The sequence below is a fragment of the Algoriphagus sp. Y33 genome (assembly GCF_014838715.1).
Taxonomy (GTDB): Bacteria; Bacteroidota; Bacteroidia; order Cytophagales; family Cyclobacteriaceae; genus Algoriphagus.
On the sequence record NZ_CP061947.1, the window covers coordinates 1,598,147 to 1,623,625 of the forward strand.

Here is a 25,479-nt window from a genome sequence, read left to right on the forward strand (position 1 = left end):
TAGCTTAGATTTGACAGATTTTGGCTTTTAGTATTTTGACTGTTTGAGGGTGTTTGGTGTCACTATTGGATTTTGTAGCACTGAGAGCAATGTGGCAGATTGCTATAAAATGATTTAGTTCCTGTAATTATGGATTGAGTGGTGAGTTATTCATTACTTAGCTTATAAATCTTATCATCAAAACCGCAGATATACAATTCCTGATTTTGGTCAATTCCAAACGATGAAATTGGAAATGGAGCTTTTAGTAGTTCTGTATTTATGGGGTTTTCGGGATCATTACTATCCAAGCTCCAGATTCTGCCTGAGGCAAAGTCTGCATAAACATACAATCCTTCCAATTCCGGTAATTCTTCCCCATGGTATACAAAACCTCCTGTTACGGATACATCTCCCTGTGACCTGTCATATTCCCAAACCGGCATTTCCAGTGCTTCTTCATCACAATCTGACGAGTTGAAACAATGAAAACCTTCCATGGCATTCCAACCGTAATTACCCCCTTTTACGATTATATCTATCTCCTCGTACTTGTTTTGTCCTACATCTCCTGTCCATAGTTGACCATTGGAAGAGTCGAAGCTAAATCTCCAGGGGTTACGTAGGCCGTAAGCATAAATTTCCTCACGGAAGCCTTCTGTATTGCCGACAAATGGGTTATCGTCAGGAATGGAATAGCTCACTGCTTCATTCTGCTGGTCTACATCTATTCTAAGAATACTTCCCAACAAAGTACTTCGATTTTGTCCATTTTCTTGCGGGTCTCCACCGCTTCCCCCATCTCCTACGGCAATGTAGAGGTATCCGTCCGGTCCAAATGAAACTTGCCCTCCATTATGATTGGAATAGGGTTGATCGAACTGTAATAGGACAAGTTCGCTGTCAGCATCTGCCTGATTTGGATTAGAGGAAGAAACACTAAAACGTGAGATCACCGTCCTATCCGGATTTGCGGCTGTATAGTTCACATAGAAATACCCGTTGCTCTCATAGTTAGGGTGAAATGCAAGTCCTAATAAGCCTTCCTCATTTCCACTATCATCCACTTTGCTCTCAATAGCTAGAAATTCAGTTTTTTCTGTAGTACTTGGATCATTTTGAACAACTGAAATAACGCCTCTCTGCTCCACGACAAATAGTCTATCCGAATTGTCTCCCGAATGCTGAAGATCAACGGGTCTCGTAAATGAAAGATTGGGAAAAGCTTCCGCCACTCTCAAATTCCCTGTAGCTTCTGGTGGATCCGTGGAGTTTTCCTGTGAACATGCGGTAGTGAATGACAAGAGTAAAAACAGTAGTGTATTGATGTAGATTTTCATATGCTTGCAGAATATTATGTTGTAATTCATACGTAAATCAAATCGATTTGGATTTTTTGGAGTTTATTTAAGTTAGAATAACCTAGCTGTAATCAAAAATTAGTAATGAAAAAAATATCCCCCTGGGATTAGGGTTGATGTCAGTGGTTCCAAATAAGAGATACTATTTCATTCCAATGTTCTTGATTATTGCTTATCCGTTTTTTTAGATTTTTTTCTAGTAATTATTGCCCTGATAAATTGCTGTAGTCCCAGTACTTTTAGTCTTTCTTGAAATCAATTTTTACTACTTAAACTTTTGTCCTCATGGGAAATCTCAATGAAACACAATTGAAAAAAATTCAGTCAAGCAAAAGCTTGAAAACAAAATTTGAAAGCATGCAGCTTTTTAAAGTGGATCGGAAAAGCATCCATCAAGTCTTGAAAAACAGTGAAGATACAAGTATCAAAGAATTGGATCTAACATCCAAGACCATACTTCTTCGCAGTCAAACAGGCGATTTTGAAGAAGCATTTGAACTTGCAACTTGGTCCGCCAAAGCAAAGCCAGCTTCTAGAAAAACAGTGGTGAAGAGTTTTTTGAAGAATAGACAGGCGCCACTTTTAGTCCATCAAATTGCCCGAATGAAAAGAAGCGAGGCCGGCGACATGATGGCAGATTACTTTGGTGAAGGGGGAGACATCAAGGATGTAGCAGAATGGCTAAGTGCCGCTGGCAAAATTCTTAAAACAGGAGTAGTTCCTGATGAAACAGACGGACTGTGGGGATGGGTCAAAGATGCGGTAGGCACTGTAGTCGACACAGTCGTCGGAGCGATAAATACAGTGGCGGATGCAATTAAAGCTGCTGGAAAGAACCTTGCAGAGGCTATCACAAAAGTAGCGACTTGGACTCAGGATAAAATCTCGGACTTCGTGGAAGCTATATTGGCTGCAGGGAAATCTGTGGCACAAGTGCTGTCTGAAGCGGTAAAAAAAGGAACGGCAGCAATAAACAAGTTTGTACAGGCTGTAATCGAAGCTGGGAAAAAGGGATTGGAAGTTCTCAATTGGGCAATAGCTCAGGCGGAAAGTGTTTTGAAAACTGTTTTGAGAAAATTGGAAAGTCTTTTGGGTTCATTTACTTCTCTTTTGATAGAAGTAGCTAAAATGGCAGCTTCCAGACTGAATGCCATTGTGAAAGCTCTGATCAGTGTAGGAAAAAGAGTGATTGATTTTATATCAAGATTAGATCGTTTTGCTTTTGATTTTGCAAAAAGATTGGTTCAGGAATTGAAAAAAATCGGAAGAACCTTGCACGAAATAATGCAGGCCGTAATCAACCAATCCAGACTAATAGCAAGGGTAGTGATATCCGCCTTGAAAGATTTGGGAAATTCTATCTACAATATGCTAAACGCTGTGGTAAATAGAACAATTCAGCAGCTGGCGGTGATTTTAGGAGCCATTAAGGATTTGGCAATTTCCCTGGCATCAATTCTTAACGATATTGCTAGATTTACCGCTGCTTTGGCTAGGAAATTAATGCAGGCATTACGCATAATATGGACTGTAATAAAAGATATACTGGAAACCATAGCGCAAAAATCAATTTCTGTAATCCGTACACTTATCACGGCATTGATCGGCACACTGAATCACTGGAGAGAGGTTCTGAAAGAAATAGTAACGAATGTGAGAGTTGCCTTTAGAGAAGGGTTGATCAAAGGATTGATTCAAATAGGTAAATCGGCAGTTTCCCTGATGATAGAAGCAACTAAGCTTGGAGCATCTATTGCTGCGCTGGTGTTTGCTATCCTGATGGATGTATTTGGTTCCCACCGTGGCCTTACAGCTGCTGAACGGGCCGAAGCTGAAAAAGTATTTGGTGTTTCCATTGATCTTGACCGAGTGAAATTGACTGACGCAAGCCTTGCGGCTGACCTGATCATGTGGATGAATAAAAATCGTCCGTTTACCACGATGTATGTAATCAACTACAAATCAGGTTCTACTTTGCGAATGGATACCTTGATACATGAACTGGCCCATGTGTGGCAGGCTGTCACTTCCGGAGGAGTTTACATGATAGAGGCCTTGCATTCTCAGTTTTTCGGCAAAGCCTACAATCTTTCCGAAGCTGATCTGCAGAGAGCAAACGGAAGACTACTCAGTTTGGAGCGGGAACAGCAAGCGGTACTGGTGGAGGAATATTGGAAAGCTGAGTTTGATGGTCAGCGTACCAAAATTCCTGTAGATCTTCTTCGCCCTTTTGCCAAACAGGTTTATAAAGGGAGATTTGTAATAAGTCCTTTTAGTTTGAAAGACTTACGGCTGGAAAGCAACTTGATATTTGTGAATAACTGATTTTTTTAGATGAAGAGAGCTATTATTTTGCCTACTTGCTGGTATGGGGAAGCTTCTGATTTTTTAGCGGGATTGAATACACCTCAATCCCGCTATTTTATTATTCCGCTGTGTGAATCTTTTGGGCCTGACCCAAGGTCCTACCTTCCTTTTGTGGAAGAGAAAATGATTCTAAATCAAGCGGAATCTGCTATGATTGTGCTTCCGGCGAGTTTCGCCTGTGGAGATAAAATTGATTTTTGGCCATCTATAATTCAAAAAAAAACTGGTGGTAACTGGATATGTTCAGTGTTTTTTGCTGACTGCTGGCAGTGCGTGGCGCAAGCACTAGAAGACCTCTCAATGGATAAAAACACATCCAATAAAACACATTTGACATGCCAATATCAACCGGACTATACCGAAATGCTGGCACTTTACGAACATCAAATAGGACAGCCATATCATCCGGGGGATTATTTTAAACCTGACATTTTACACGCAATCTCCCTAATGGAGGGCAATTGGCTTTATTGGGGACATGGGGAAGGGGATAAATTGCGGGGGTACAGTCAGCTGGACACAGTGGATTTGCTTTCTAACAAATGCCGTTACCCACTTAATTCTACGCTTTGGTTTACCTGCTCTACCTTGGACAGAGATTTTCCTGAAAATATTGCCTTAGCCTGGTATCAGAGCGGTGCTACAAAATGCCTCTTGGCAAGTCCATATAAAATCAATACTAAAGCAAATGTATTTCTATCAAGGCGTTGGGTATCCTGTGCGGTGAAAAAAGGGAAAAGAACCATTGCATCACTTATTTTGGAATTATTGGAAGAAGATTCAGTAGCAATGGAAAAGGTGTTAAACAAGTACTTTTTATTAGGAATTCCTTGGGTAGAGGGAAATTTGTAACCTAGTTCTGATGAAGATTAGGTCAGTTTATAAAACTAATATAATAGCTTATGTTGTTCCGGGAAAGTGTTGCAATTGCCGGTGTTTTCGGTGAAAACAATTTTCACTACTCTAAGTTAAATTCCATTCACATATAAGTGTACAGAATGATTTTTATAAAAAAACTAAACTCATGAGAGATCATAAAACAGTGATTATAGGAGCAGGTGTCGCCGGTTTGGTCGCGGCATTAGAGCTCGAGAAATCCGGCTATTCCCCCGTAATTTTGGAAGGTAGTGAAGGAATAGGCGGTCGAATGAAAACTGATGAATTGGATGGTTTTTTGCTGGATCACGGCTTTCAGGTAATTTTAACTGCTTATCCTGAAGCAAAGAAATACTTGGATTTTTCTGCTTTGAATCTTAAATATTTCGAGCCTGGAGCAGTGATTTTTGGAAGAAAGAAAACTTTCATTGTTTCGGATCCTCTCCGTAATCCACTTAAAATAGTCAATATGGCTTTTTCGCATGTGGGAAGTTTTTATGATAAAGTCAAGATGTTTAACCTGACCCAAAGGCTAAAGAAAAAAACAATAGATGAGATTTTCAATGAGCTTTCTGTTCCCACACACAGGTATTTGAGGGATTATGGTTTCACTGAGCAGATAATCACTAATTTTTTCATACCGTTTTTTCGAGGGATCTTTTTGGAGAAAGACCTGAAAACTTCTTCCAGAATGTTTGAATTCGTCTTCAAAATGTTTTCTGAAGGAATGGGGGCTGTACCTGCAAAAGGTATAATTGAGATTCCCAACATGCTTAGAAATCAGTTGGCTACCACAAAAATATTATTCAATAGCAAAGTAATTAATGTGCAAGGAACTGAGATTCACTTAGAAAATGGTGAAAGTATCCAAGCAGACAAGATCATTATCGCCACGCAACCTGATAAATTTATGAAGCAGTTGAAAGGACAATTTGTCAAGTCACAATCAGTAATAACCCTTTATTTTTCTCTTTACAAATCATTTATAGCCCGTCCCATGCTGGGTTTGATACCCGGAAATAACCATCTAATCAATAATTTGGTGTTTATGACAGATGTCTCCGAAGCATATTCCCAAAATGAAAAGGCACTGCTGTCCGTTTCCATCCTAGATACAGATTTGCCTGAAAAAGCATTAATAAGAGCTGTACAAAAAGAGTTAGAGTCAATATCACAAATCAAAGCGGAGTATTTTAAATTTCTAAAATTATACTTGATACCTTATGCACTTCCCCAAGTAGAGGATGTAAAAGATAGAATAACTTTTACTGAGTGCAAAATGACAGATCATGTATTCTTGGCGGGAGATTACCTTCTGAACGGATCAATAAACGCCGCTATGGCCTCGGGAAGACTTGCTGCTGAAGCTGTGGTTCGTAGCTATATGACTGTTCATTGAAAATCCCATACAGAGTAGTAGATTTTTGCCTTTGTAGGGCAAATTGCAACTGACCTTTTCTATGGCTACGAATATTTGCATTACCTTTGCGCCATGGAAAATATACCTCCTTGCCCCGCATGTAACTCGCCTTATGGCTATGAATTGGATGATAAATTGGTGTGTCCAGAGTGCAGTTATGAATGGAAACTGGATGAAATTCAGGAAGAAGTACTAGAAACATTAGTCGTCAAAGATGCCAACGGAACTGTATTGGCTGATGGTGATTCCGTGACAATTGTGAAAGATCTTCCTGTGAAAGGAGCTCCCAAACCAATCAAGGCAGGGACTAAAGTGAAAAGCATCAGACTGGTAGAAGGAGATCATAATATCGACTGCAAGATCGATGGTTTTGGCTCTATGGCACTGAAAAGTGAATTTGTGAGGAAAGCTTAGGGATTTTGGATTTTCTTGTTTCCCGCAGATTTACGCTGATAACTACGCAGATTAAAACAGATTTTTGATTGCAAAAAGTCTTTTTAGCATAAAATTAAAAAAATAAGCGGTGGGAAGTTTGAAATTATTACAAGCTTCCCACCGCTTATTGAAAATTGATCACTGTTTACTTTCCAATAGGTGTTTCATCCACTTCTACATCTCCGACCAGATACTGCATTCCGTCCAAATAGAACTGCAATAGGCCAGGGTTTTCAAAACTTTGCCCATTATGCGAAGGGGAACAATAAAGCACATGACCTTTACCTTCTTTTCTAATCCAAGCCACATAGGTTACGCCTTCCAATTGCTCAGTTTCTTTTCGCTGACCTTCAATCTCAGCATTGTTGAAATATAGTAAGGGTTTGAAATCCAGAGAGCTATATGCTCCTTTGTAAAAGTAAGGTTCATCGATGTGAGTAAAGCCTCCTGACGGGAAGGCCTTGACCAAAGGATGATTGGGATCAACCAAGCGAACATTGATCGCCTGTTGCTTGGGATGGTAATCAAAGGATCCACCGATTAATTTAGAAAAATCCATGGAGTTATTGAGCGTGGTATTTCCGCCGTGGATCACAAATAATCCACCTCCTTTTTTCACATGATTAATGATATTTTGCTCGAGTGTCTCAGCTTTTTTCCAGACTTCCACACTATCCAAATTTGAATCCTCACTGAGTTTGTCTACAAACAGATTTCTATACTCAGGCTTCGAGTTGGTGTTGTTGAGGATCAGCAGATCAAATTCTTTTAGCCGGTCTTTTTCAATCATTTCAATGTCACTGCTGGAAGTCACCTCAAATGCGCCGCTTTTTTCTCCCAAGATTTCAAACATGGCTTCAGTATGGGGATTTACCCAGTGCACAAATCCGGTGTGCAAAGAAAACACGAGCACCTTCTTTTTACTTTTAAAAGGAAATCTTGCCTTTTCTGGGGCTAAATCGGTGATTTTGTCTTTCCAGTCCTGATCCAACGGAATCTCTTTTGGGTTTTGTGCAAGAGCGAAATTGACACCGGTTAGGAAAACGATTCCGTAGATAATAATCTTCTTCATGAGGTAATTGGATAAACAGTTTAGTTGATAATTTAGAATTCTATATCTTTAAAACTCTATCCCAATAACCTGAATTTTATATGATATTCAAAAGAATTTTCTGCGTACTGGCTGTTACTCAATGTTTAATGGTAGTGGCTAATGCGCAAAAAGTAGCATTGAAGGAGACCGAGAGCGGAATTGATTTCGTGATTGATAATCAGCCTGTTCTCACTTACCAAACGGCTGTAGCTGACGTGCCGGAAGGCATAAAAAAAGATTTTGCAAAATCCGGATTTATTCATCCCCTAAAGTCCCCATCGGGTCAAGTTCTTACCAGAATTCAGCCAAAGGACCATTATCACCACTATGGGGTATGGGGACCTTGGACCCGTGCTACCATCAGTGGTAGGGAGGTGGATTTTTGGAATCTGGGAGATCAAAAAGGAAGAGTGGATTTTTCACATGTGCTGTCCAAAAAAGAGGCAGGTGGAGCAGCTGAGCTCAATGTGAGACAGAATCATCTGGACCTCAAAGCTCCAGAAGCTGAGCGTATTGCCATAGCCGAGGATCTTCGCATCAAGGTGAAGCCTGCGGACAAAGGCCGTTACATGGTGGATTATACCACTACAATTGAAACGACTATTCCCGGCGGAATTCTTCTTGATGATTACCGCTATGGAGGTGGAATTGGCTTTCGGGCCACCGAGAAATGGGGTTCTGACAACAGTACCATTCTAACCTCTGAAGGAGATGCCAGAAAGACCGCAGACAGCACAAATGCAAAATGGGTTCTTGTACAGGGAGAAACTGAGGATGTCTCGGGAGAAAGTGGAATTCTGTTTTTAAGCCATAATACCAACAAGTCCCACCCTGAACCTCTACGTGTCTGGCCTGAGAATAATTACAATCGAATAGGGAATGTCTTTGTGGAGTTCACACCGATCCGACATGATTCTTGGGAAATTCTGCCCAATCAGCGCTATACGCTGAAATACCGAATGATTGTTTTTGACGGTAAGATGACAGCTGAAGAAGCAGAAGGCTATTGGAAGGCGTTTGTGAAATGAGTAGCTAAGTAAACAGTCTCCGTTTGAATAGAGGACTTAACGGTTGAATAATTAATAAATGGAAACCCAAAGTTAGATAACCCATTATGAATATGAAAAGAAGAGAATTTATCAAAAATAGTGCTTTGGCAAGTGCGGCGATTGGCTTTCCTACGATTGTGCCTGCCTCGGTTTTTGGGAAAAATGCACCGAGCAATAAAATAAATATAGGGCAAATAGGCTGTGGGAGAATAGCGAGGGATCATGATTTACCGGGGGTAATGCGTCATGATATAGCACGTGTAATTGCAGTGTCTGATTTGGATAGCAATCGAATGGCGGATGGCAAAAAACTGGTTGAGGATTACTATACCAAGAAAATGGGGAAAACCTATCTGGACGTAATCCAATACGGGGATTATAAGGAGATGCTTCAGAATAAGGATATAGATGCGATCGTAATCAGCACCCCTGATCACTGGCATTCCCAGCCAGCGATGGAAGCTTCATTGGCAGGAAAACATGTCTACGTACAAAAGCCAACCTCTTTGACAATTCGGGAGGGAAGACAGTTAGTGGATGCGGTGAAAAAATCAGGGACTGTACTTCAACTCGGTACACAGCAGAGATCCAGCGAGCAATTTAGAATTGCAGCTGAACTGGTAAGAAATGGCAGGATAGGCAAGCTTCACACCGTAAGGGTCGGCTTACCGGGTGATCCTGCCGGCCCTGAAGCTGCTCCAATGCCTGTTCCTGCAAATTTAAATTATGATATGTGGCTCGGATCTACCCCAGAGGTTCCATATACTGAGATAGGGGTCCATCCGGCGAGAGGCTATGATAGGCCGGGTTGGTTGAGACTGGAGCAGTTTGGTGCAGGAATGATCACGGGCTGGGGACAGCACCACTACGATTCTGCGGCCTGGGGCATGGATACTGAGTTGACGGGTCCCCGATATATTCAGGCAGTAGCTGAGTTTCCTCAGTCAGGACTTTGGGATGTACATGGAGATTTCATGGCAAAAGCTGAATATGACAATGGAATCACTATGTACACGAGTGGTGGCTATCCGAATGGAATACGCTATGAAGGTACGGAAGGATGGATTTGGGTATCCCGTGGTAGTTACGTGGCTTCTGCATCTGATCCGGTGGACCAAAGCAATAGTGCCAAAGCTCTGGATGCTTCAGATCCTAAGATCTTGCAATCGGTGATCGGCCCTGATGAAATTCAATTGATCAAAAGTGATGAACACCATGGCAACTGGCTGGGAGCTATTCAAGGAAATAATGAATTGCTTTCTCCGGTTGAAATCGGCCATCGATCTTGCTCTGTTTGTTTAGTGACACATATTTCCATGAAGCTGGGAAGAAAGCTGGAATGGGATGCCAAAGCTGAGCAATTCATTAACGATCCGGAAGCCAACACCATGTTGGAAAGACCACAGCGAGCACCTTATGGTACTAATTATGTTAAAGCCTAATTAAAGAATATTTTGAAAAATACAGCTCTTGTAGCCATTGCGGCAGGGATATTACTCTCCTGCGAAAATAAAGAACATGTGAGTGAACTTCCTGAATCGAACGCTGAGATTACAATAATGTCCTTAGATCCCGGACATTTTCATGCCGGGCTCATCCATAAATCCATGTATCCTCAGGTGGATTCCACGGTATATGTATTTGCTCCGGAAGGTGCTGAACTGAAAGACTATATGGGCCGCCTGGCAGGATATAACAACCGCGAGGAAGAACCTACTGCCTGGAATCTACAGGTGAGTACAGGGGAAGATTATTTGGAGAAAATGATCGCGACCACACCGGGTAACGTAATGATGGTAGCTGGGAAAAACGACCGTAAGATTGATTACATCTCTGCAGCCATAGCTAATGGGATCAATGTATATGCTGACAAGCCTTTGGTGATTGATAAAAGTGGGTTTGATAAGCTTGTAAAGGTTTTTGATGAAGCAGGCCAAAAGGATCTTCTGCTTTATGACATCATGACAGAGCGGTTTGAAATCAGCACAATTTTGCAAAAAGAGCTCTCCATGGTACCGGCAGTTTTCGGCAAATTGGAAAAAGGCACACTTGAAAATCCTGCGATCACCAAGGAGTCAGTGCATCATTTCTTCAAATATGTATCGGGAAATCCTCTGATCCGACCGGATTGGTTTTTCGACACAGACATCGAAGGTACCGGTATCGTGGATGTGACCACCCATTTGGTGGATTTAGTTCAATGGGAAGCTTTTCCAAATGAAACCTTGGATACCACCGACGTAAAAATGCTGACAGCAAAACTTTGGCCTACCGTGTTGGATTCAGCTCAATTTAGATTAGTGACCGGCAAAACGGAATTTCCTGGCTTCTTGTTGAAGAATGTATCTGACAATAAGCTGAGTGTTGACAGCAACGGAGAAATGAACTACACCCTGAAGGGCGTGCATTCCAAAGTAAGCGTGATATGGAATTTTCAGGCACCCGAAGGCACTGCTGATACACATTATAGCATGATGCGTGGTACCAAGGCTAATTTAATTATTCAGCAGGGACAGGATGAAAATTATGTGGCTACGCTATATGTTGAGCTGCTGGACGGTCAGGATGAAGCGTTGATTTCTATGGTAAAGAATGGCTTACAGGAGCGTTTTCCGGGGCTTGATTTGGAAAAAACAGCTGATGGAAAATATAAGATTCTTATTCCTGAAAAATACCATAATGGGCACGAAGCCCATTTTGCTCAGGTTACCGAGAAGTATTTGGAGTATTTTACCAATAAGAATATGCCGGCTTGGGAAATACCTAATATGATCGTGAAGTATTACACGACTACCGAAGCGTTGAAAAAAGCAAAAGAAAAATAGGGGAATTATAAACAGGAATACCAAAAAATAGGTTGGTTAGTTAAATTCTTAATTTATGGGATTAACTGATCAGCCTATTCCTGTTTCCAAACCTACTGTAGCAATTGCCGGTGCAGGGGGATATGTGGGGCGATGGTTTATCTATCACTTCCGGCATAAGTATAACATCATAGCACTGAGTCGCAAAAAAGTAAAGGACAATCCCTATCCTGAAGTAACGTGGAAGCAGGTAGAATTGTATTCTGTTTCCAGTACAATAGAAGTGCTTAAGGATGTAGATGTCGCAATCTACTTAGTCCATTCGATGAATGCTTCCACCCGTTTGAACCAGGGTAGTTTTGAAGATACGGACTTACTGCTTGCGGATAATTTCAGTCGGGCAGCACACATAAATAAGGTGAAACAGATTATTTATTTGGGTGGATTGCTCCCAAAAGAAATCAGCGATAGTCTTTCCAGACATCTAAAGAGCCGGCTGGAAGTAGAGGATACGCTGGGTGTCAGATCAGCGCAACTTACAGCCATCCGGGCATCTATCATTGTTGGTCCCGGAGGTTCTTCTTTTGATATGATTAAGAATTTGGTGAGAAATCTACCCGTGCTGATGTGTCCTCAATGGACGGAGTCTTTGACTCAGCCGATATCACTTAGGGATACGCTCGATATTATTGACACCTGTGTGGGAAATGAGAACGTCTATGGACAGGCAATTGAAATAGGTAGTCCAGAAGTGATTTCCTACAGAAATATGCTTGAGTTGACAGCCAAACAATTGGGGAAAAAGCGATTGGTGTTTTCAGTTCCTGTATTTTCCCTAGGGCTTTCAAAGCTCTGGGTGGGCTTTTTTGGTGAATCTCCCCCTCAATTGGTTTCACCTCTGGTGGAAAGTCTAAAGCATACCTTGACAGTATCTGAGGAACTAAAGTTTCGGGAAAAGCACATTGATTACCTGACCTATGAAGAATCCGTCAGAGTAGCATTGGATTCAGACATTCAGCCAAAGATGCCAAGTTTCTATTCCTTGGATAAAGTAAAGAATACGGTTAGAAGTATTCAACGAATGGCAAATCCACAGGGTGATTCTGCGACTTGGGTCGCCCAGCGTTATAATATTTGGCTTCCGTTCTTTTTCAAGTTTTGGATCAATGGCGAAATGTTGGATAGCGGTGAAATAGTTTTTTACCTGCTTTGGAGCAAAAAACCTATGCTTCAATTGACGTTGATACCGGACCGAAGTGAGGAGAACAGGCAGTTATTCTACATATCCGGGGGCTGGCTGGTAAAAAAAATTGATCATGGTTGGCTAGAATTTCGGGGGGTGCTGGACAACCGGTATATTATTACCGCCATCCATGAGTTTGTGCCAAGGCTACCATGGCTTATCTATGTAAATACCCAGGCAAAAATCCACCTTTGGGTAATGAATAGGTTTAAGAAATATTTGGAAAACCGGCATAATTAAATTTTAGGATAGTTATTTTTAAGGAGGCTCTTACCATAATTTCAAATATTAAAAACTATGAATTACTTAAGTTTTAAAAACGGTGATAAACTTCCCATCATTGGACTGGGGACATGGAAAAGTAAACCCGGAGAAGTGAGCCAGGCTGTATATTGGGCAATTGAGGCAGGGTATAGGCACATCGATTGTGCAGCAGTGTACCAGAACGAAAATGAAGTAGGAGAAGGAATAGCCAAAGCAATTGGAGAAGGATTGGTGAAGCGGGATGAGCTTTTTGTGACTTCCAAACTCTGGAACAATTCCCATAAAAAGGAGCAGGTACTTCCGGCTTTAGAGAAATCATTGGCTGACCTGAAGCTGGATTATGTGGATTTATATTTGATACATTGGCCCATTGCTTTCAAAGCGGGAGTTGGCTTTCCCAAAAGCAGAGACGACTACTATACTTACGATGAAGTGTCGCTCTCAGAAACTTGGAAAGCTATGCAAGAATTAAAAGAAAAAGGACTAGTCAAGCATATTGGGGTATCCAACTTCAATCAGAATAAATTAAAGGAGTTGCTGAAAGTGGGAGGGCAATTGCCGGAAATGAATCAAGTAGAAATGCAGCCCTATCTACCGCAAGAAGGGTTGGTGAGTTTTTGTGAAGAGCATGGAATTTTGATGACTGCCTATTCACCTTTGGGTTCTCCTGATTCCAGAGCGGATAGGCATAAAAATGACCCCAAATTGTTGGTGGATCCGGTGGTGAAAGAGATCGCTGACAAACATAAAGTAGGAACAGGCCAGATTCTTATCGCTTGGTCTATTCTCAGGGAAATTGCCGTTATTCCAAAATCAGTTAACAAGGAACGGATTATAGAAAATTTGACTGCCGGAAATATCAATTTGGATGACCATGATATGATGGAACTGCGGGATATTGGAATAAGCCACAGATTTATAGATGGATCATTTTTCACTGGAGAAAACAGTCCCTATGAATCATCTGATCTGTTTGATGGGAATTAGACCTCATGAGTTTGGAAAACCAATGGGTAAATGGGATTCGAGGATATGCTAATGCCACTCAAAAATTTATTGAGGCTACATTATCAATTGACTTTTGGGATCTGCATCGGGACTTTATAGAATTTATACCCAAGAAGAAGCTATCTCAACTATTGGATATAGGGGCAGGAATAGGCAGAGATGCTTGGGAATTGTCAAAAATGGGGCATTCTGTAGTCGCTGTGGAGCCAACTAAAGAGTACCTTGAGGAGGGAAAACGATTGTTTGACATGCCGGAGATAAAGTGGATCGACGATTCATTACCAAATCTAGCATTGCTTACCATGTGTAATCATTTTGATTTTATTTTGGCATCGGGAGTCTTTCATCATCTTGACAGCAGCGATCAAAAAACAGCTATAATGAGAGTATCACAACTTTTAAAAACCAAAGGTGTTTTTGCCCTCAGCCTTCGCAATGGGCCTCCAGGAGTTGGCACGTGGGTTTTTCCTACAGATAGTTTTTCTACAATTAAGAATGCTAAGTCATGTGGTCTAGACTTATGCTTGAGAATGGATAACCAGCCAAGTTTACTTAGGGGCAAAGAAAATGTCACCTGGTCAAAATTAGTATTTCAGAAAACGTAAGGGAATCTGTTTTCCCATATTTTCTTAGTCTAATCTTCTACTTCCAATGCCTCCAATATATCCGCCAGTTCATCAAAGTCTTTCAACCCAGGCTTAATCTCTTCTCCACCGACAAGAGAAATGCCGTATAGGTTCAGATCCTCAATCAGGCCTCGTACGTTTGCGGCTGTAATTCCTACTCCCAAAATTACCCTGCAATTTTCGCTCAATAGTTTTATAGCTTGCTTATCCTTTTGATCCAGCACTTCATGAGAGGAGATGGCATGGAATATGATGCCTGATTCATTGAGTTTCTCTGCCACTTCCAATTCAATGTGCCGAACTTCCTCTAGATCCATTCTATAAATCAACCCATACCCTTTACCCTCCAAATCGGCCAGAGGTTCAATTCTGTCATGCTCAATCCATTTTATGCTTGGGTAACTCTCCAGAGTCTCTTGCACTTGATATCCTGTATAAGTCAAAAATTCCCCTACAAATTCCAGCCCTGAGACCCACCCTGTGATTTCATTAAACTGAGTAGGAGTGATGAATTTTTCGGATTCCTCTTCTATGGAAAAACCTAACAAGTCCACGTACATCCCGGCGCAGTACCTGGCATCTGAGAGATTGGTAATGCCGCTTATTTTTACAAAAGTGCTTAAAGCCATGATTCAAATTTTGAATCGGCTAAGATAATCAGGATGATCGGCTTCAAAAAAGTATTTCGAAACTGTATCAACTTACCCTAGTCATATAATTTGGAAAATACTTGTATTTTTAGTCATTGAAAGGCAATATGAATAGACGGCTACCCATACTTGTGTTTTTTGCATTTGTACTTTTTACTTCTTGTGATCGAGAAATAGAAGAGGCACAAGTTGATTTAGAGTATGATTTCCAACCTCTGGAAGTGGGCTTATTCTGGCTTTATGAAGTAGACCAAACGACCTATTTTGGTGAAAATGATTCTGAAGAGGAGCATTTTTACTATCGCGATCGTATTAGCAGCTACTATACTAATGAAGAGGGAGAGCAGGTTTTTCTCGTATTGCGTACAAAATCAAAAGACAGAATCGATTGGACTATTGAACTACCCTATACACTGATTCAACGGGGTTTTTCATTGGTGAGAACCATAGAAAATCAAGCGGTCGTTGCCTTGGTTTTCCCCCCCAAAGATGGGGTCATTTGGAATAGTAATGCGTATAGAAATCAAGTACAAGATGATTTTGAATTGATCAATTCAAGGAATACTGTACGTGTAAATCAAGAGAATAGCGACGATTTGATCACCTACAGGGATATACGCTACGAAGTATATGAAAAGGGAGTAGGTTTATTGGAAAAGTACGATGAGGTGCTTACTTATTGCTCTAGAAATGATTGTTTAGGTGATATGTTGATAGATTCTGGTGCTAAAACTCACATGAAGTTGATAGGGAATGGGAAGAATTAAGGTTCCGGTTTGCGTATTAATGGTATTTGTTTGCTGTGCCAATTTGATAGCACAAGACCGCTATGCTGTTTTCTATAAATACAAGCCGCAAGAAAGTCTGTCTCTTGAGAGACCAAGTGAATTTCTAAGTCAGAAAGCACTGGATCGTAGAACCAGAGAAGGTGTGGCACCAGATAGTTTAGACCTTCCCGTTTCACAGAAATATGTGGATATGGTCTATGAGAAGTCGGACTATATTCTGTATTCCACTAAATGGTTTAATGCTACGTTGTTGGTAAGTGATGAAGCACATGTAAAAGAGTTAGAAGCTTTGCCTTTTGTCGATCGTGTAGTGTTGGTTGGGAGGAGTTTTGTACCCAATCCCAATGCTAGAGCCCGTAGGAGTAGTTACTCATCTGCCACTACTGACCATTTTTCCAAACCAACAGAAAGCGCCCGGGTCTTGGCAGTCGATGAAGAGACGTACGATTTTCAGAATTCACTATTGGGCATAGACAGGATGCATGAAGAAGGGTACACTGGAAAAGGTGTGACTATTGCTGTTTTTGATGCTGGATTTCCCGGGTCTGATACTGCCAGTCCATTGGTTCATTTGCAGGCAAATGGGAAAATAGTCGGGACAAGGGATTTTGTCAGGCCTTGGAATGAGAATGTGTATTCTGATAGTCAACACGGTACTAATGTGCTTTCGCTGATTGCATCCAATGAGCCGGGTAAAATGCTCGCGGGGGCACCTGACGCAGCTTATATCCTTGCAATCACCGAAGAGATAGCCACTGAATACCGGGTGGAAGAATACAATTGGGTTCGTGCCGCCGAATATGCCGACAGCTTGGGTACAGATATTATTAACAGTTCGGTGGGCTACTGGGATTTTGATGATCCGGAGATGAACTACACAAGGGCTGATTTGGACGGGGAGACCACCATAATTGCTAAAGGAGCTAGTATTGCAGCGAGTAAAGGGATTCTGGTAATAAACAGTGTAGGGAATACCGGGCCTTTAGAATCTACTTTAAATTCGCCTTCGGATGTGAAAGGGATTCTGGCAATAGGGTCAGTCACTAGAGAATTGGCAGTATCAGGTTTTAGCTCCCGTGGCCCCACGGGAGACGGAAGGATTAAGCCTGATTTGGCTGCTTTTGGTAGCGGTGCAGCACTTATTAGGTCAAATGGCTCGGTAGGCTACTCTAATGGCACATCTTTTTCGGCTCCTCAGATAGCTGCTTTAGCCGCTGGATTATGGGAAGCCAAACCCGAATGGACGAAGGACAAACTGATCGAAAGTTTATTGAACAGTGGGACACAGGCAGATGAACCTGATAATTTGTTGGGGTATGGCATTCCAAATTTCTTTGATGCACTGTATGGAGAAATACTTGGAGTGGATGAAAATGAAGAAGCTTTGGCCTGGAAAGTCTATCCGAATCCAATAGTAGGTGATGAGCTGAATATCCATTTCGGAAATAGCTTAAGTGCTGAATTTTCCCTGTTTGATTTCAACGGACGCATACTTGAAAACGTAAGGTTGAACAGAGCCACAGTAAAAGAACCTTTTCAGATTCTTTTACAAGGTTTGAAGCCTGGATTTTACTTGATCCGTATGCAAGACAGTTCACTGGTGAGACAAAGCAAATTAATAAGACAATAGGAATTTGGGGAGTGTGTATTAATTTAGTTTTTTCATCTGTTTATAATTAATTTTGTATGGTCAGATAGCCTGTCCCGATTCTCGGGAGAATCCCGCACAGGAAATAATCATCCCTCCCCTGAAGTAAGTTCGGGACAAGTTATGTGACGTTCTTCGTCATGCTCGATTTCATATAATCAATTCCCTATTCCCTACATATGTCTCCATTAGTTGCCCCTTCCATATTAGCTGCTGATTTTGCAAATCTCCAAAGCGAAGTGGAAATGCTTAATTCCTCAGAAGCTGATTATATCCATGTGGATATAATGGATGGTGTATTTGTTCCTAATATTTCTTTTGGAATTCCTGTGACCGAAGCGATTCATCGTTTCGCAAGAAAGCCCCTGGACGTACATTTGATGATCGTGAATCCTGATAATTACTTGGAAGCTTTTAGAAATGCAGGCGCAGAAATCATCTCGGTTCATTATGAAGCATGTACACATCTGCATCGCACGCTACAGGCTATTCACAACCTTGGAGTCAAAGCAGGAGTGGCCATTAATCCCCATACGCCTGTAGAACTGTTGTCCGACGTGATTCAGGATATTGATATGGTGTGTGTGATGTCTGTGAATCCTGGGTTCGGAGGGCAGAAGTTTATCGAAAACACATATTCCAAGGTTTCCCGGCTGAAGGATTTGATTCTGGCGAAAGGTGCCGACACAAAAATTGAAATAGATGGGGGAGTAAATCTTCAGAATAGCCCTAAATTGATAGCCTCAGGCGCTGATGTATTGGTGGCAGGAAGTTTTGTTTTTAGTTCTTCTGAACCCGTCCAAACAATACGCCTGCTAAAGGGTATTGGGATGGTGTAACTATTTGGTCATACCATTTATCATAAAAAACCTTAAAAACCTTACATGTTTCTTGAATTTTTGGGTTTTGAGGGCTTTATTGAGAATTGTAATAGAAATTAAAACCAACCGGATTATGAAAAAAGTATTGCTTTTCGGAGCGTTATTCGCGTTCCTAGGGCTTGCTGCTTACGCACAAGATGAAGAGAAAGTCACCGACGAGGAATTGGCTAAATATGCGAATGTTGAGGTGACATTCGATAATTATGTGAATTCAAAGACAGAGGAATTAAAGTCTATGATTTTGGAAAATGAAATTTTTCAAGGTGGTGGCCGATATAATGAGATCAAAGCTGCTTGGGGGGACGATGCTAAAATGACTGAAGCAGAAGTTACTGAAGAAGAAAAGGCTGCATTTGTGGAAGTAAAAGAGTTTCAAGAGTCTCTTCAGGGTGTTTTGAAAGAATACAAAACTGGCTTGATCATGGACGAGGAGATTTTGGGAGCAGGGACATACAATAAAGTATTGGCAGCTACAAAAGAGGATCCAGCTGTAAAAGAGAAACTTGATACTATGATTGCAGAAATGAAAGCAAAACAAGAAGCTGAAAAAGAAGATACATCCGAGCCTACAGATGGTAAATAAGATTATATTATAGCTAATATTGAGATGCCTCCCAACCGGGAGGCATTTTTTTTTAATTTCACACCAAAGAGTTCCACACATTCGTTTAGAAAAGTATGAATTTAAAAAAGCTACCCCTTTCCGTTATTCTTTGTTTTGTGTTGACAATGACATTTGCACAGCAGGAAGATATTTTTGGGATTTCCGAAAAAGCCAAAAATCCCAAAAGTGAATCCGGATTGGGCAATATCACCCGAAATGTCTTGGAGATGTTCAGCGTGGAACTGTCGGGAGGAGGTGCTTATCAGCAGTTTGGCACGAGCTTCTATTCTGAAAATGTAGATTTGTACCCTTCGTTCAATCGATATCAAAATTTGCAGGGAGGCCCTCTGGATATTTCTGAAGAAAATCGGCTGGAGATGAAGGGCGGGGACTGGGTGTTCCCAAACTGGAATGGAGGTGTAAGGATCAATCTTTTCAACCTTCTCACAGTGGGTGGAGGATTCGGCCAAGAATGGGGTAATCTAGCACCTATGCAGGGAGGGGATTATCAGTTTGACTTCGAGGGAGCCACCTACCAAGTGGATAAATTGTATGGGACTGTAGGTTTGGTGTTATATGATGCCAACCGAAGACGGGCATTCCTCAATTGGCGATATAGACATTACTCTTCTTCGAACATATACATGCAGTCAGAACTTAGACAGCGGGTACGCCAGAATTATCCTTGGAAATTCGTATTTGAAGCTGAGTTTGGTAAGTTGAATCTTAAGAAAGCTTATGATGCAGTTTTGGATGATGGTCCGGTTCCCTACGAACCAAGACTGGCCGTGTCAGATAAGAATTACTACGGCTTAGGGTTGAGAATAGAGCGTGACTTCTCAGAGTATACCAAGATATTTGTCAAAGGAGGTGCGGATTTCCGTAAATTCACATATGCAGCATCGGACTTTTCTGAAGTTATGGATCTGGATCAAAAGGTATATGCTATGCAAGTGGGACTGGCGGTTCGTTTTCCCGGAACCAAGCGTTGCAAAATTGCCGGCTGTGGTGTTGTCATGAAGCATATGCACAATGGAATTGAGTACAGAGGAAGCGGAATGTTCAATTTTCAGAACAGGAAAGTAGGGCAGTGGTATTAAAGTCTTGATTATCCCCTTTGGTGTTTGTAATCTCTTTTCAAAACCATTCGGTTTTTACTATCTTGCAGCCTTAATCGACCCCGTGAATAGCATTATATGGCTCAAGGAGAAAACGAGAACATCATACCCATTAATATTGAAGAGGAAATGCGTGGTGCCTACATCGATTATTCGATGTCGGTTATTGTTTCAAGAGCACTTCCTGATGTCCGTGACGGACTGAAACCGGTACACCGCAGAATCCTTTTTGGGATGCAGGAACTGGGAGTATTACATAACAAACCTTATAAGAAATCTGCAAGAATTGTCGGAGAGGTTCTCGGTAAGTATCACCCGCATGGTGACTCTGCCGTTTACGAAACGATGGTTCGTATGGCGCAGCCATGGTCCTTGAGATATCCATTGGTGGATGGTCAGGGTAACTTCGGTTCCATCGATGGGGATAATCCTGCGGCTATGCGTTATACTGAAGCAAGACTGAAGCGTATTGCGGAGGAGCTCTTGGTTGACATCAACAAGGAGACAGTAGATTTTCAGTTCAACTTCGATGACTCCCTTAAAGAGCCCATCGTTTTGCCTGCCAAAGTTCCCGCGCTTCTATTGAATGGAGCATCAGGTATCGCTGTAGGTATGGCGACTAATATGGCCCCTCACAACTTGGGCGAGGTTATCGATGGAATTGTAGCGTATATTGACAACAATGAAATCACCATATCCGAATTGATGGAGCACATCGTAGCTCCAGATTTCCCTACAGGTGGTATTATTTATGGCTACAACGGTGTGAAAGCTGCTTTTGAAACCGGCCGGGGTAGAGTGGTGATGCGCGGTAAAGCCAATGTGGAAATCAAAGACGGTGGAAATAAGGAGATGATTATCATCACCGAGATTCCATATATGGTAAATAAGGCCAGCATGGTAGAGAAGACCGCCGCGCTGATCAATGAGAAAAAGATTGATGGAATATCCGCAATTCGTGATGAATCAGATCGCTCTGGAATGCGGATTGTGTATGAATTAAAAAGAGATGCAATATCCAGTGTAGTTCTTAATAATTTATATAAGCACACTCAGTTACAGACTTCATTCTCAGTGAATAACGTGGCCTTGGTGAAAGGTAGACCGCAGACATTGAATTTGAAGGATATGATCGTTCATTATGTCAATCACCGCCATGAGGTAGTGATTCGTAGAACGGAATATGAACTGAGAGAAGCAGAAAAGAGAGCACATATTCTTCAAGGGTATTTGATCGCTTTGGATCATTTGGATGAGGTGATTTCCTTGATCAGAAGTTCTGCTGATCCTGAAACTGCCAGAAATGGTTTAATTGAGAGATTTGATCTGAGCGAAATTCAGGCAAGAGCTATTCTCGACATGAGATTACAGCGATTGACCGGAATGGAAAGAGATAAGATCATCAATGAGTATGAGGAGATCATGGCATTGATCGAAGAGCTCAAAGAAATCCTCGCCAGTGAAGAAAAGAGAATGGAGATCATCAAGGAAGAGCTGGCGGAAATGAAAACCCGCTATGCTGATGATAGAAGAACTGAAATCGAGCATAATGCGGAAGATTTCAGCTACGAGGATATGATTCCAAATGAGGAAGTGATCATTACGGTTTCCCATGAAGGATATGTGAAGCGCACTGCACTTACGGAGTATCGTACCCAAGGAAGAGGGGGGGTAGGATCACGTGGTGTAAGTACCAAACAAGATGATTTTACAGAATATCTGTTTACAGCATCCACTCATAATTACCTGTTGATCTTCACAGACAAGGGGAAGTTGTTCTGGCTGAAAACCTATGCGATTCCTGAAGGATCCAAGACTTCTAAAGGAAGGCCTATTCAGAACTTAATGAGCATAGAGCAGGATGACAGGATACGTTCGATCATCCAGGTTGCGGACTTGAATGATCAGGATTATCTGAACAATCATTTCCTTGTGATGGTAACCAAACAGGGGATTATTAAGAAGACTACACTAGAACAATATAGCCGTCCACGGACAAATGGTATCATCGCATTGAATATCCGTGAGGATGACCAGTTGGTCAATGTGGAAATGACTAACGGTAGCCAGCATATAGTGATAGCAGCCAAATCCGGTAGAGCTATTCACTTCAATGAAACAGCAGTAAGGCCGATGGGAAGGACTGCTACGGGTGTTAGAGCAATCAGGTTAAATGATGATAGCGATTATGTTATTGGCATGGTATGTGCATCCGAGGAAAACGCAACTTTGCTCGTAGTTTCTGAAAAGGGCTACGGCAAGCGCTCCAGCCTTGACGAATATAGAATTACCAATCGCGGAGGAAAAGGAGTGAAGGCAATGAGTGTTACGGAGAAGACCGGGGCACTGGTTGCAATCAAGGAAGTAGTCGAAACCGATGATTTGATGATCATTAACAGATCAGGTATAACCATTCGTATTTCGGTAGATGGGCTTCGCATCATGGGAAGAGCTACTCAAGGAGTAAGATTGATTAAAATCGGAGAAAATGACGAAATTTCCTCAGTTGAGAAGATTTCTAAGGAAGAAGAGGTTGAAGCGATTATAGATGCAGTATTAGAAACGGGTGGAAATGCTGATAACACTGCTGATGAGGGCCCAACTGACGAATCTGATGATGCTTCTGATGAATCAAATGAAATTAACGAATAACCAACCAAACAAGATAAATACGCTAAAATGAAGAAGCTAATTCTATCAATCGCCTTGATCGGTGCAACGACCTTGGCTTTTGGACAAAAAAAAGTGGTTCGTTCTGCAGGGAAGAACTTTAAATCAGGAGACTTACCTGCAGCGATGGCTGATATCGAAGCAGCAAGTTCTGATCCGGAAACAGGAAATGATCCCGCTACGTATCTGCTTAAAGCTCAAATCCAGACCAAGATGTTTGGATCCGACTCCTCCAATACAGCTGCTACTGTAGAAACGGGAAAAGCCGCATTGGAGACATATAACAAGGCCTTTGAAATGGGCGGAGGTAAAAAAGATGAAGGTGTAGGTAAAGATATCTATGCTGAAGATATGCCTGGAGTACCTGATAATTTGAGACCTTACTCTATTTTTACTCTTAAGAATGCATCGTTTGATAAAGCGATCGATAGGTATAATGACGAGGATCTTGAGATGGCATATGAATTCTTTGATTTGGCTGGAGAAATAGATCTTACCGATACAACAGTACACTACAATGCAGGATTTATTGCAAATGATTTGGGCAAATTCGATGAAGCGAAGAAGCATTTCGGGTACTTGCTTGATATAGAAGAGTACAACAAATTGACTGTTTACTACTTAATGATTCAAATCTTGAGCGGTGAGGATAAAAATCCTGAAGCCGCTTATGACATCATCATGCAGGGTAGAGAAGATTATCCTGAAGATAAAGTACTTGCAGAATATGAAATCCAATTATTGCTTCAGTTGAATAAAATGGATGAGGCAATGGCTTCTATTCAGGAAGCGTTGAAAAACGATCCAAACAATGCCGGAATCCTTTTGAGATCAGGTTATCTCAAGGAGCAAGCGGGTGATAGTGAAGGAGCGTTGGCTGATTATAAAAAGTCTGTTGAAGTAGATCCTGAATTCTATGATGGCAATTACTATGCAGGTGCGCTTTTATTGGATAAGTCTTTAAAAATTCTCAATGAATTAAATGCCCTATCTGATGACGAGTGGGAAGCTAAATCCGCATCAATGGGAGAGGAAGCAAATTCTTATTACAGGGAAGCTGTAGGGTACTTCGAAAAGGCTTTGGAAATTAAACCTGAGAATACTGAAGTAATGATTATTTTATTTCAAGTTCACTCGCGCCTGAAGAATACTGAAGAAGTTGAGAAATACAATAAAATGTTGATAGAACTGAAAGGAGCCAACTGGCAGGAAAATCTGTAATCTACTGATTTGACCCTTGAAAGGCCTCTGAATTTTGATTCAGAGGCCTTTTTATTTAAATCCAACTACAGGAATCCGGAAGGTGCTTGTGAAAGTTGGAAATAAGTGTCTTCAAAAAATATTATGGACTGAGTTTTGCAATAGTTTTATCTTTGCATTCGAAAATTTAAAGAAGTGATGCGATTGCAGACAGTGCCGATTATAATGTGTATTTTTTTTGTATTGGGCTTTAACCAAGTCGGTGCACAATCGAAAAGATTCATAGAAGTTTCTTATGATCAAGGGCCTATCATTGGCAACAATAAGGACTGGGCGGATGAGCTAATTAATAAAATTAATTATTCGGCTATTGATGTACGGGTTGGTTGGAGAAGTTCCAACGCTACATATTATAATTACATAAACAGATATCCTAGTTATGGATTGGGAGTGACTTCTTCGGTTGGCTATAATCCTGAAATAGGAAGGCCAATGGGGGTTTATGGATTTGGGGAGTTCCCTTTTGGTAAGAATAATATTTACCGAAAACTCAATTTCGGCTATTTCGCTCAAATTGGTCTTGGGTTTAATATGAATCCGTTTGACACTGACACCAATCCACTCAATGGATTTGTGGGTACAGCACTTAATGTGCATGTTCATTTTGGATTAAAAGCAAATTATGAACTGTCTAAGTCATTTGGGATCTTCGCTTCTGTAGGCACAAAGCATTATTCCAATGGTTCTATCAAAAAGCCTAACGCAGGGATCAATTTTGTTCCCATAGCAATTGGGCTTCGAATGAATATAGACCAAGAGAAATTCAATCCCGGTGCCAGTCCTGTTTTTCCTCCCTTAGAGAAAGTAGGGGTATGGAATATTGCGGCCTATACAGGATTGAAAAGTTATGAAATTGATGAGCCAGCTTATTTCAGAGGAGGTTTGGGAGTGAATTATCTCTGGGAAATTTCATATAAATATAGAGGAGGTATAGGAATTGATTGGTTTTATGGCGCAGGGGCTAGAGATAGATACCCCGGTGAAAGTATTAATTTTTCTGATGTGAATTCCTTTGCTGTGGTGGGCTCCTGGGAATGGAAATTGACGGAGAATTTATATATGCCTATTGCGATCGGTGTTTATTTAAGTAAAGCACACTATAACCAGGAAACCACTGGATTCTACGAGCGAATAGGCGTGCGCTACAGAATGAATAATAACGTATTTGCAGGAGTGCAGATCAAGGCACATAAAGCAAAGGCTGACTTCTTTGAGTTTACTGTGGGGTACACCATTCCGGGAAAATTGAGAAAAATGGTTAACCGTTAGCCTGTTCTTTTTCCTTTAATCAAAAAATATTTTTATTTCCATTGGCCTTGTTCTAGCTTGTAGGGA

The 25,479-nt window shown here is 41.3% G+C and carries 21 protein-coding genes; 18 read left to right on the forward strand and 3 right to left on the reverse strand.

Annotated features, from left to right (window positions below):
* Nucleotides 1-146 precede the first annotated feature (146 nt).
* Nucleotides 147-1,349, reverse strand: a complete 1,203-nt coding sequence (locus ID165_RS06425) for a sorbosone dehydrogenase family protein (RefSeq protein WP_225587009.1) — start codon at nt 1,347-1,349, stop codon at nt 147-149.
* A gap of 276 nt (nt 1,350-1,625) precedes the next feature.
* Between ID165_RS06425 and ID165_RS06430 the strand changes: the two genes are divergently transcribed.
* The 4 genes from ID165_RS06430 (at nt 1,626) to ID165_RS06445 (ending at nt 6,417) form a co-directional block, all read left to right on the forward strand.
* Nucleotides 1,626-3,665, forward strand: coding sequence for a hypothetical protein (locus ID165_RS06430; RefSeq protein WP_192349543.1), 2,040 nt, complete (start codon nt 1,626-1,628; stop codon nt 3,663-3,665).
* A 9-nt stretch (nt 3,666-3,674) separates the two neighbouring features.
* Entirely contained in the window at nt 3,675-4,559 is an 885-nt protein-coding gene (locus ID165_RS06435) for a hypothetical protein (protein WP_192349544.1), read from the forward strand.
* Nucleotides 4,560-4,731: 172 nt separating this feature from the next.
* Nucleotides 4,732-5,982: an NAD(P)/FAD-dependent oxidoreductase gene (locus tag ID165_RS06440; RefSeq protein ID WP_192349545.1), complete on the forward strand. Its 1,251-nt coding sequence runs from the start codon at nt 4,732-4,734 to the stop codon at nt 5,980-5,982.
* A 93-nt stretch (nt 5,983-6,075) separates the two neighbouring features.
* Nucleotides 6,076-6,417, forward strand: coding sequence for a zinc ribbon domain-containing protein YjdM (locus ID165_RS06445; protein WP_192349546.1), 342 nt, complete (start codon nt 6,076-6,078; stop codon nt 6,415-6,417).
* Nucleotides 6,418-6,583: 166 nt separating this feature from the next.
* On the opposite strand, the gene ID165_RS06450 is transcribed toward ID165_RS06445, so the two are convergent.
* Complete coding sequence (locus ID165_RS06450) at nt 6,584-7,510, reverse strand: ThuA domain-containing protein (protein ID WP_192349547.1); 927 nt, start codon at nt 7,508-7,510, stop codon at nt 6,584-6,586.
* Nucleotides 7,511-7,590: 80 nt separating this feature from the next.
* On the opposite strand from ID165_RS06450, the gene ID165_RS06455 reads away from it, so the two are divergent.
* The 6 genes from ID165_RS06455 to ID165_RS06480 all read left to right on the forward strand — a co-directional run bounded on the left by ID165_RS06455 (nt 7,591) and on the right by ID165_RS06480 (nt 14,504).
* Nucleotides 7,591-8,559, forward strand: a complete 969-nt coding sequence (locus ID165_RS06455) for a PmoA family protein (protein WP_192349548.1) — start codon at nt 7,591-7,593, stop codon at nt 8,557-8,559.
* A gap of 92 nt (nt 8,560-8,651) precedes the next feature.
* On the forward strand, nt 8,652-10,022 hold the full coding sequence (locus ID165_RS06460) for a Gfo/Idh/MocA family protein (protein WP_192349549.1): 1,371 nt from the start codon (nt 8,652-8,654) through the stop codon (nt 10,020-10,022).
* Between the two features lie 12 nt (nt 10,023-10,034).
* On the forward strand, nt 10,035-11,405 hold the full coding sequence (locus ID165_RS06465) for a putative oxidoreductase C-terminal domain-containing protein (protein ID WP_225587010.1): 1,371 nt from the start codon (nt 10,035-10,037) through the stop codon (nt 11,403-11,405).
* A gap of 55 nt (nt 11,406-11,460) precedes the next feature.
* On the forward strand, nt 11,461-12,867 hold the full coding sequence (locus tag ID165_RS06470; RefSeq protein WP_192349550.1) for an epimerase: 1,407 nt from the start codon (nt 11,461-11,463) through the stop codon (nt 12,865-12,867).
* A gap of 57 nt (nt 12,868-12,924) precedes the next feature.
* Entirely contained in the window at nt 12,925-13,878 is a 954-nt protein-coding gene (locus ID165_RS06475) for an aldo/keto reductase (protein WP_192349551.1), read from the forward strand.
* 5 nt (nt 13,879-13,883) lie between these two features.
* Nucleotides 13,884-14,504, forward strand: a complete 621-nt coding sequence (locus tag ID165_RS06480) for a bifunctional 2-polyprenyl-6-hydroxyphenol methylase/3-demethylubiquinol 3-O-methyltransferase UbiG (protein WP_192349552.1) — start codon at nt 13,884-13,886, stop codon at nt 14,502-14,504.
* Nucleotides 14,505-14,533: 29 nt separating this feature from the next.
* On the opposite strand, the gene ID165_RS06485 is transcribed toward ID165_RS06480, so the two are convergent.
* On the reverse strand, nt 14,534-15,154 hold the full coding sequence (locus ID165_RS06485; protein ID WP_192349553.1) for a phosphoribosylanthranilate isomerase: 621 nt from the start codon (nt 15,152-15,154) through the stop codon (nt 14,534-14,536).
* A 128-nt stretch (nt 15,155-15,282) separates the two neighbouring features.
* On the opposite strand from ID165_RS06485, the gene ID165_RS06490 reads away from it, so the two are divergent.
* The 8 genes from ID165_RS06490 (at nt 15,283) to ID165_RS06525 (ending at nt 25,413) form a co-directional block, all read left to right on the forward strand.
* The gene (locus ID165_RS06490; RefSeq protein ID WP_192349554.1) at nt 15,283-15,942 is read left to right on the forward strand and encodes a hypothetical protein; all 660 of its coding nucleotides are present in this window, start codon (nt 15,283-15,285) and stop codon (nt 15,940-15,942) included.
* Nucleotides 15,929-17,593 carry a S8 family serine peptidase gene (locus ID165_RS06495; RefSeq protein WP_192349555.1) on the forward strand — a complete coding sequence of 555 codons (1,665 nt, stop codon included), beginning with the start codon at nt 15,929-15,931 and terminating at the stop codon, nt 17,591-17,593. The genes ID165_RS06490 and ID165_RS06495 overlap by 14 nt, the downstream gene beginning before the upstream one ends.
* Nucleotides 17,594-17,790: 197 nt before the next feature.
* Complete coding sequence (rpe, locus tag ID165_RS06500; protein ID WP_192349556.1) at nt 17,791-18,450, forward strand: ribulose-phosphate 3-epimerase; 660 nt, start codon at nt 17,791-17,793, stop codon at nt 18,448-18,450.
* Between the two features lie 115 nt (nt 18,451-18,565).
* Complete coding sequence (locus tag ID165_RS06505; RefSeq protein WP_225587011.1) at nt 18,566-19,075, forward strand: hypothetical protein; 510 nt, start codon at nt 18,566-18,568, stop codon at nt 19,073-19,075.
* Nucleotides 19,076-19,170: 95 nt separating this feature from the next.
* Nucleotides 19,171-20,196: a hypothetical protein gene (locus tag ID165_RS06510; RefSeq protein WP_192349558.1), complete on the forward strand. Its 1,026-nt coding sequence runs from the start codon at nt 19,171-19,173 to the stop codon at nt 20,194-20,196.
* A gap of 96 nt (nt 20,197-20,292) precedes the next feature.
* A complete protein-coding gene (gene gyrA, locus ID165_RS06515) occupies nt 20,293-22,866 on the forward strand; it encodes a DNA gyrase subunit A (protein WP_192349559.1) in 2,574 nt (857 codons plus the stop codon).
* 27 nt (nt 22,867-22,893) lie between these two features.
* A complete protein-coding gene (locus ID165_RS06520; RefSeq protein ID WP_192349560.1) occupies nt 22,894-24,105 on the forward strand; it encodes a lipopolysaccharide assembly protein LapB in 1,212 nt (403 codons plus the stop codon).
* A gap of 177 nt (nt 24,106-24,282) precedes the next feature.
* Complete coding sequence (locus ID165_RS06525) at nt 24,283-25,413, forward strand: acyloxyacyl hydrolase (protein WP_192349561.1); 1,131 nt, start codon at nt 24,283-24,285, stop codon at nt 25,411-25,413.
* Nucleotides 25,414-25,479: the final 66 nt, after the last annotated feature.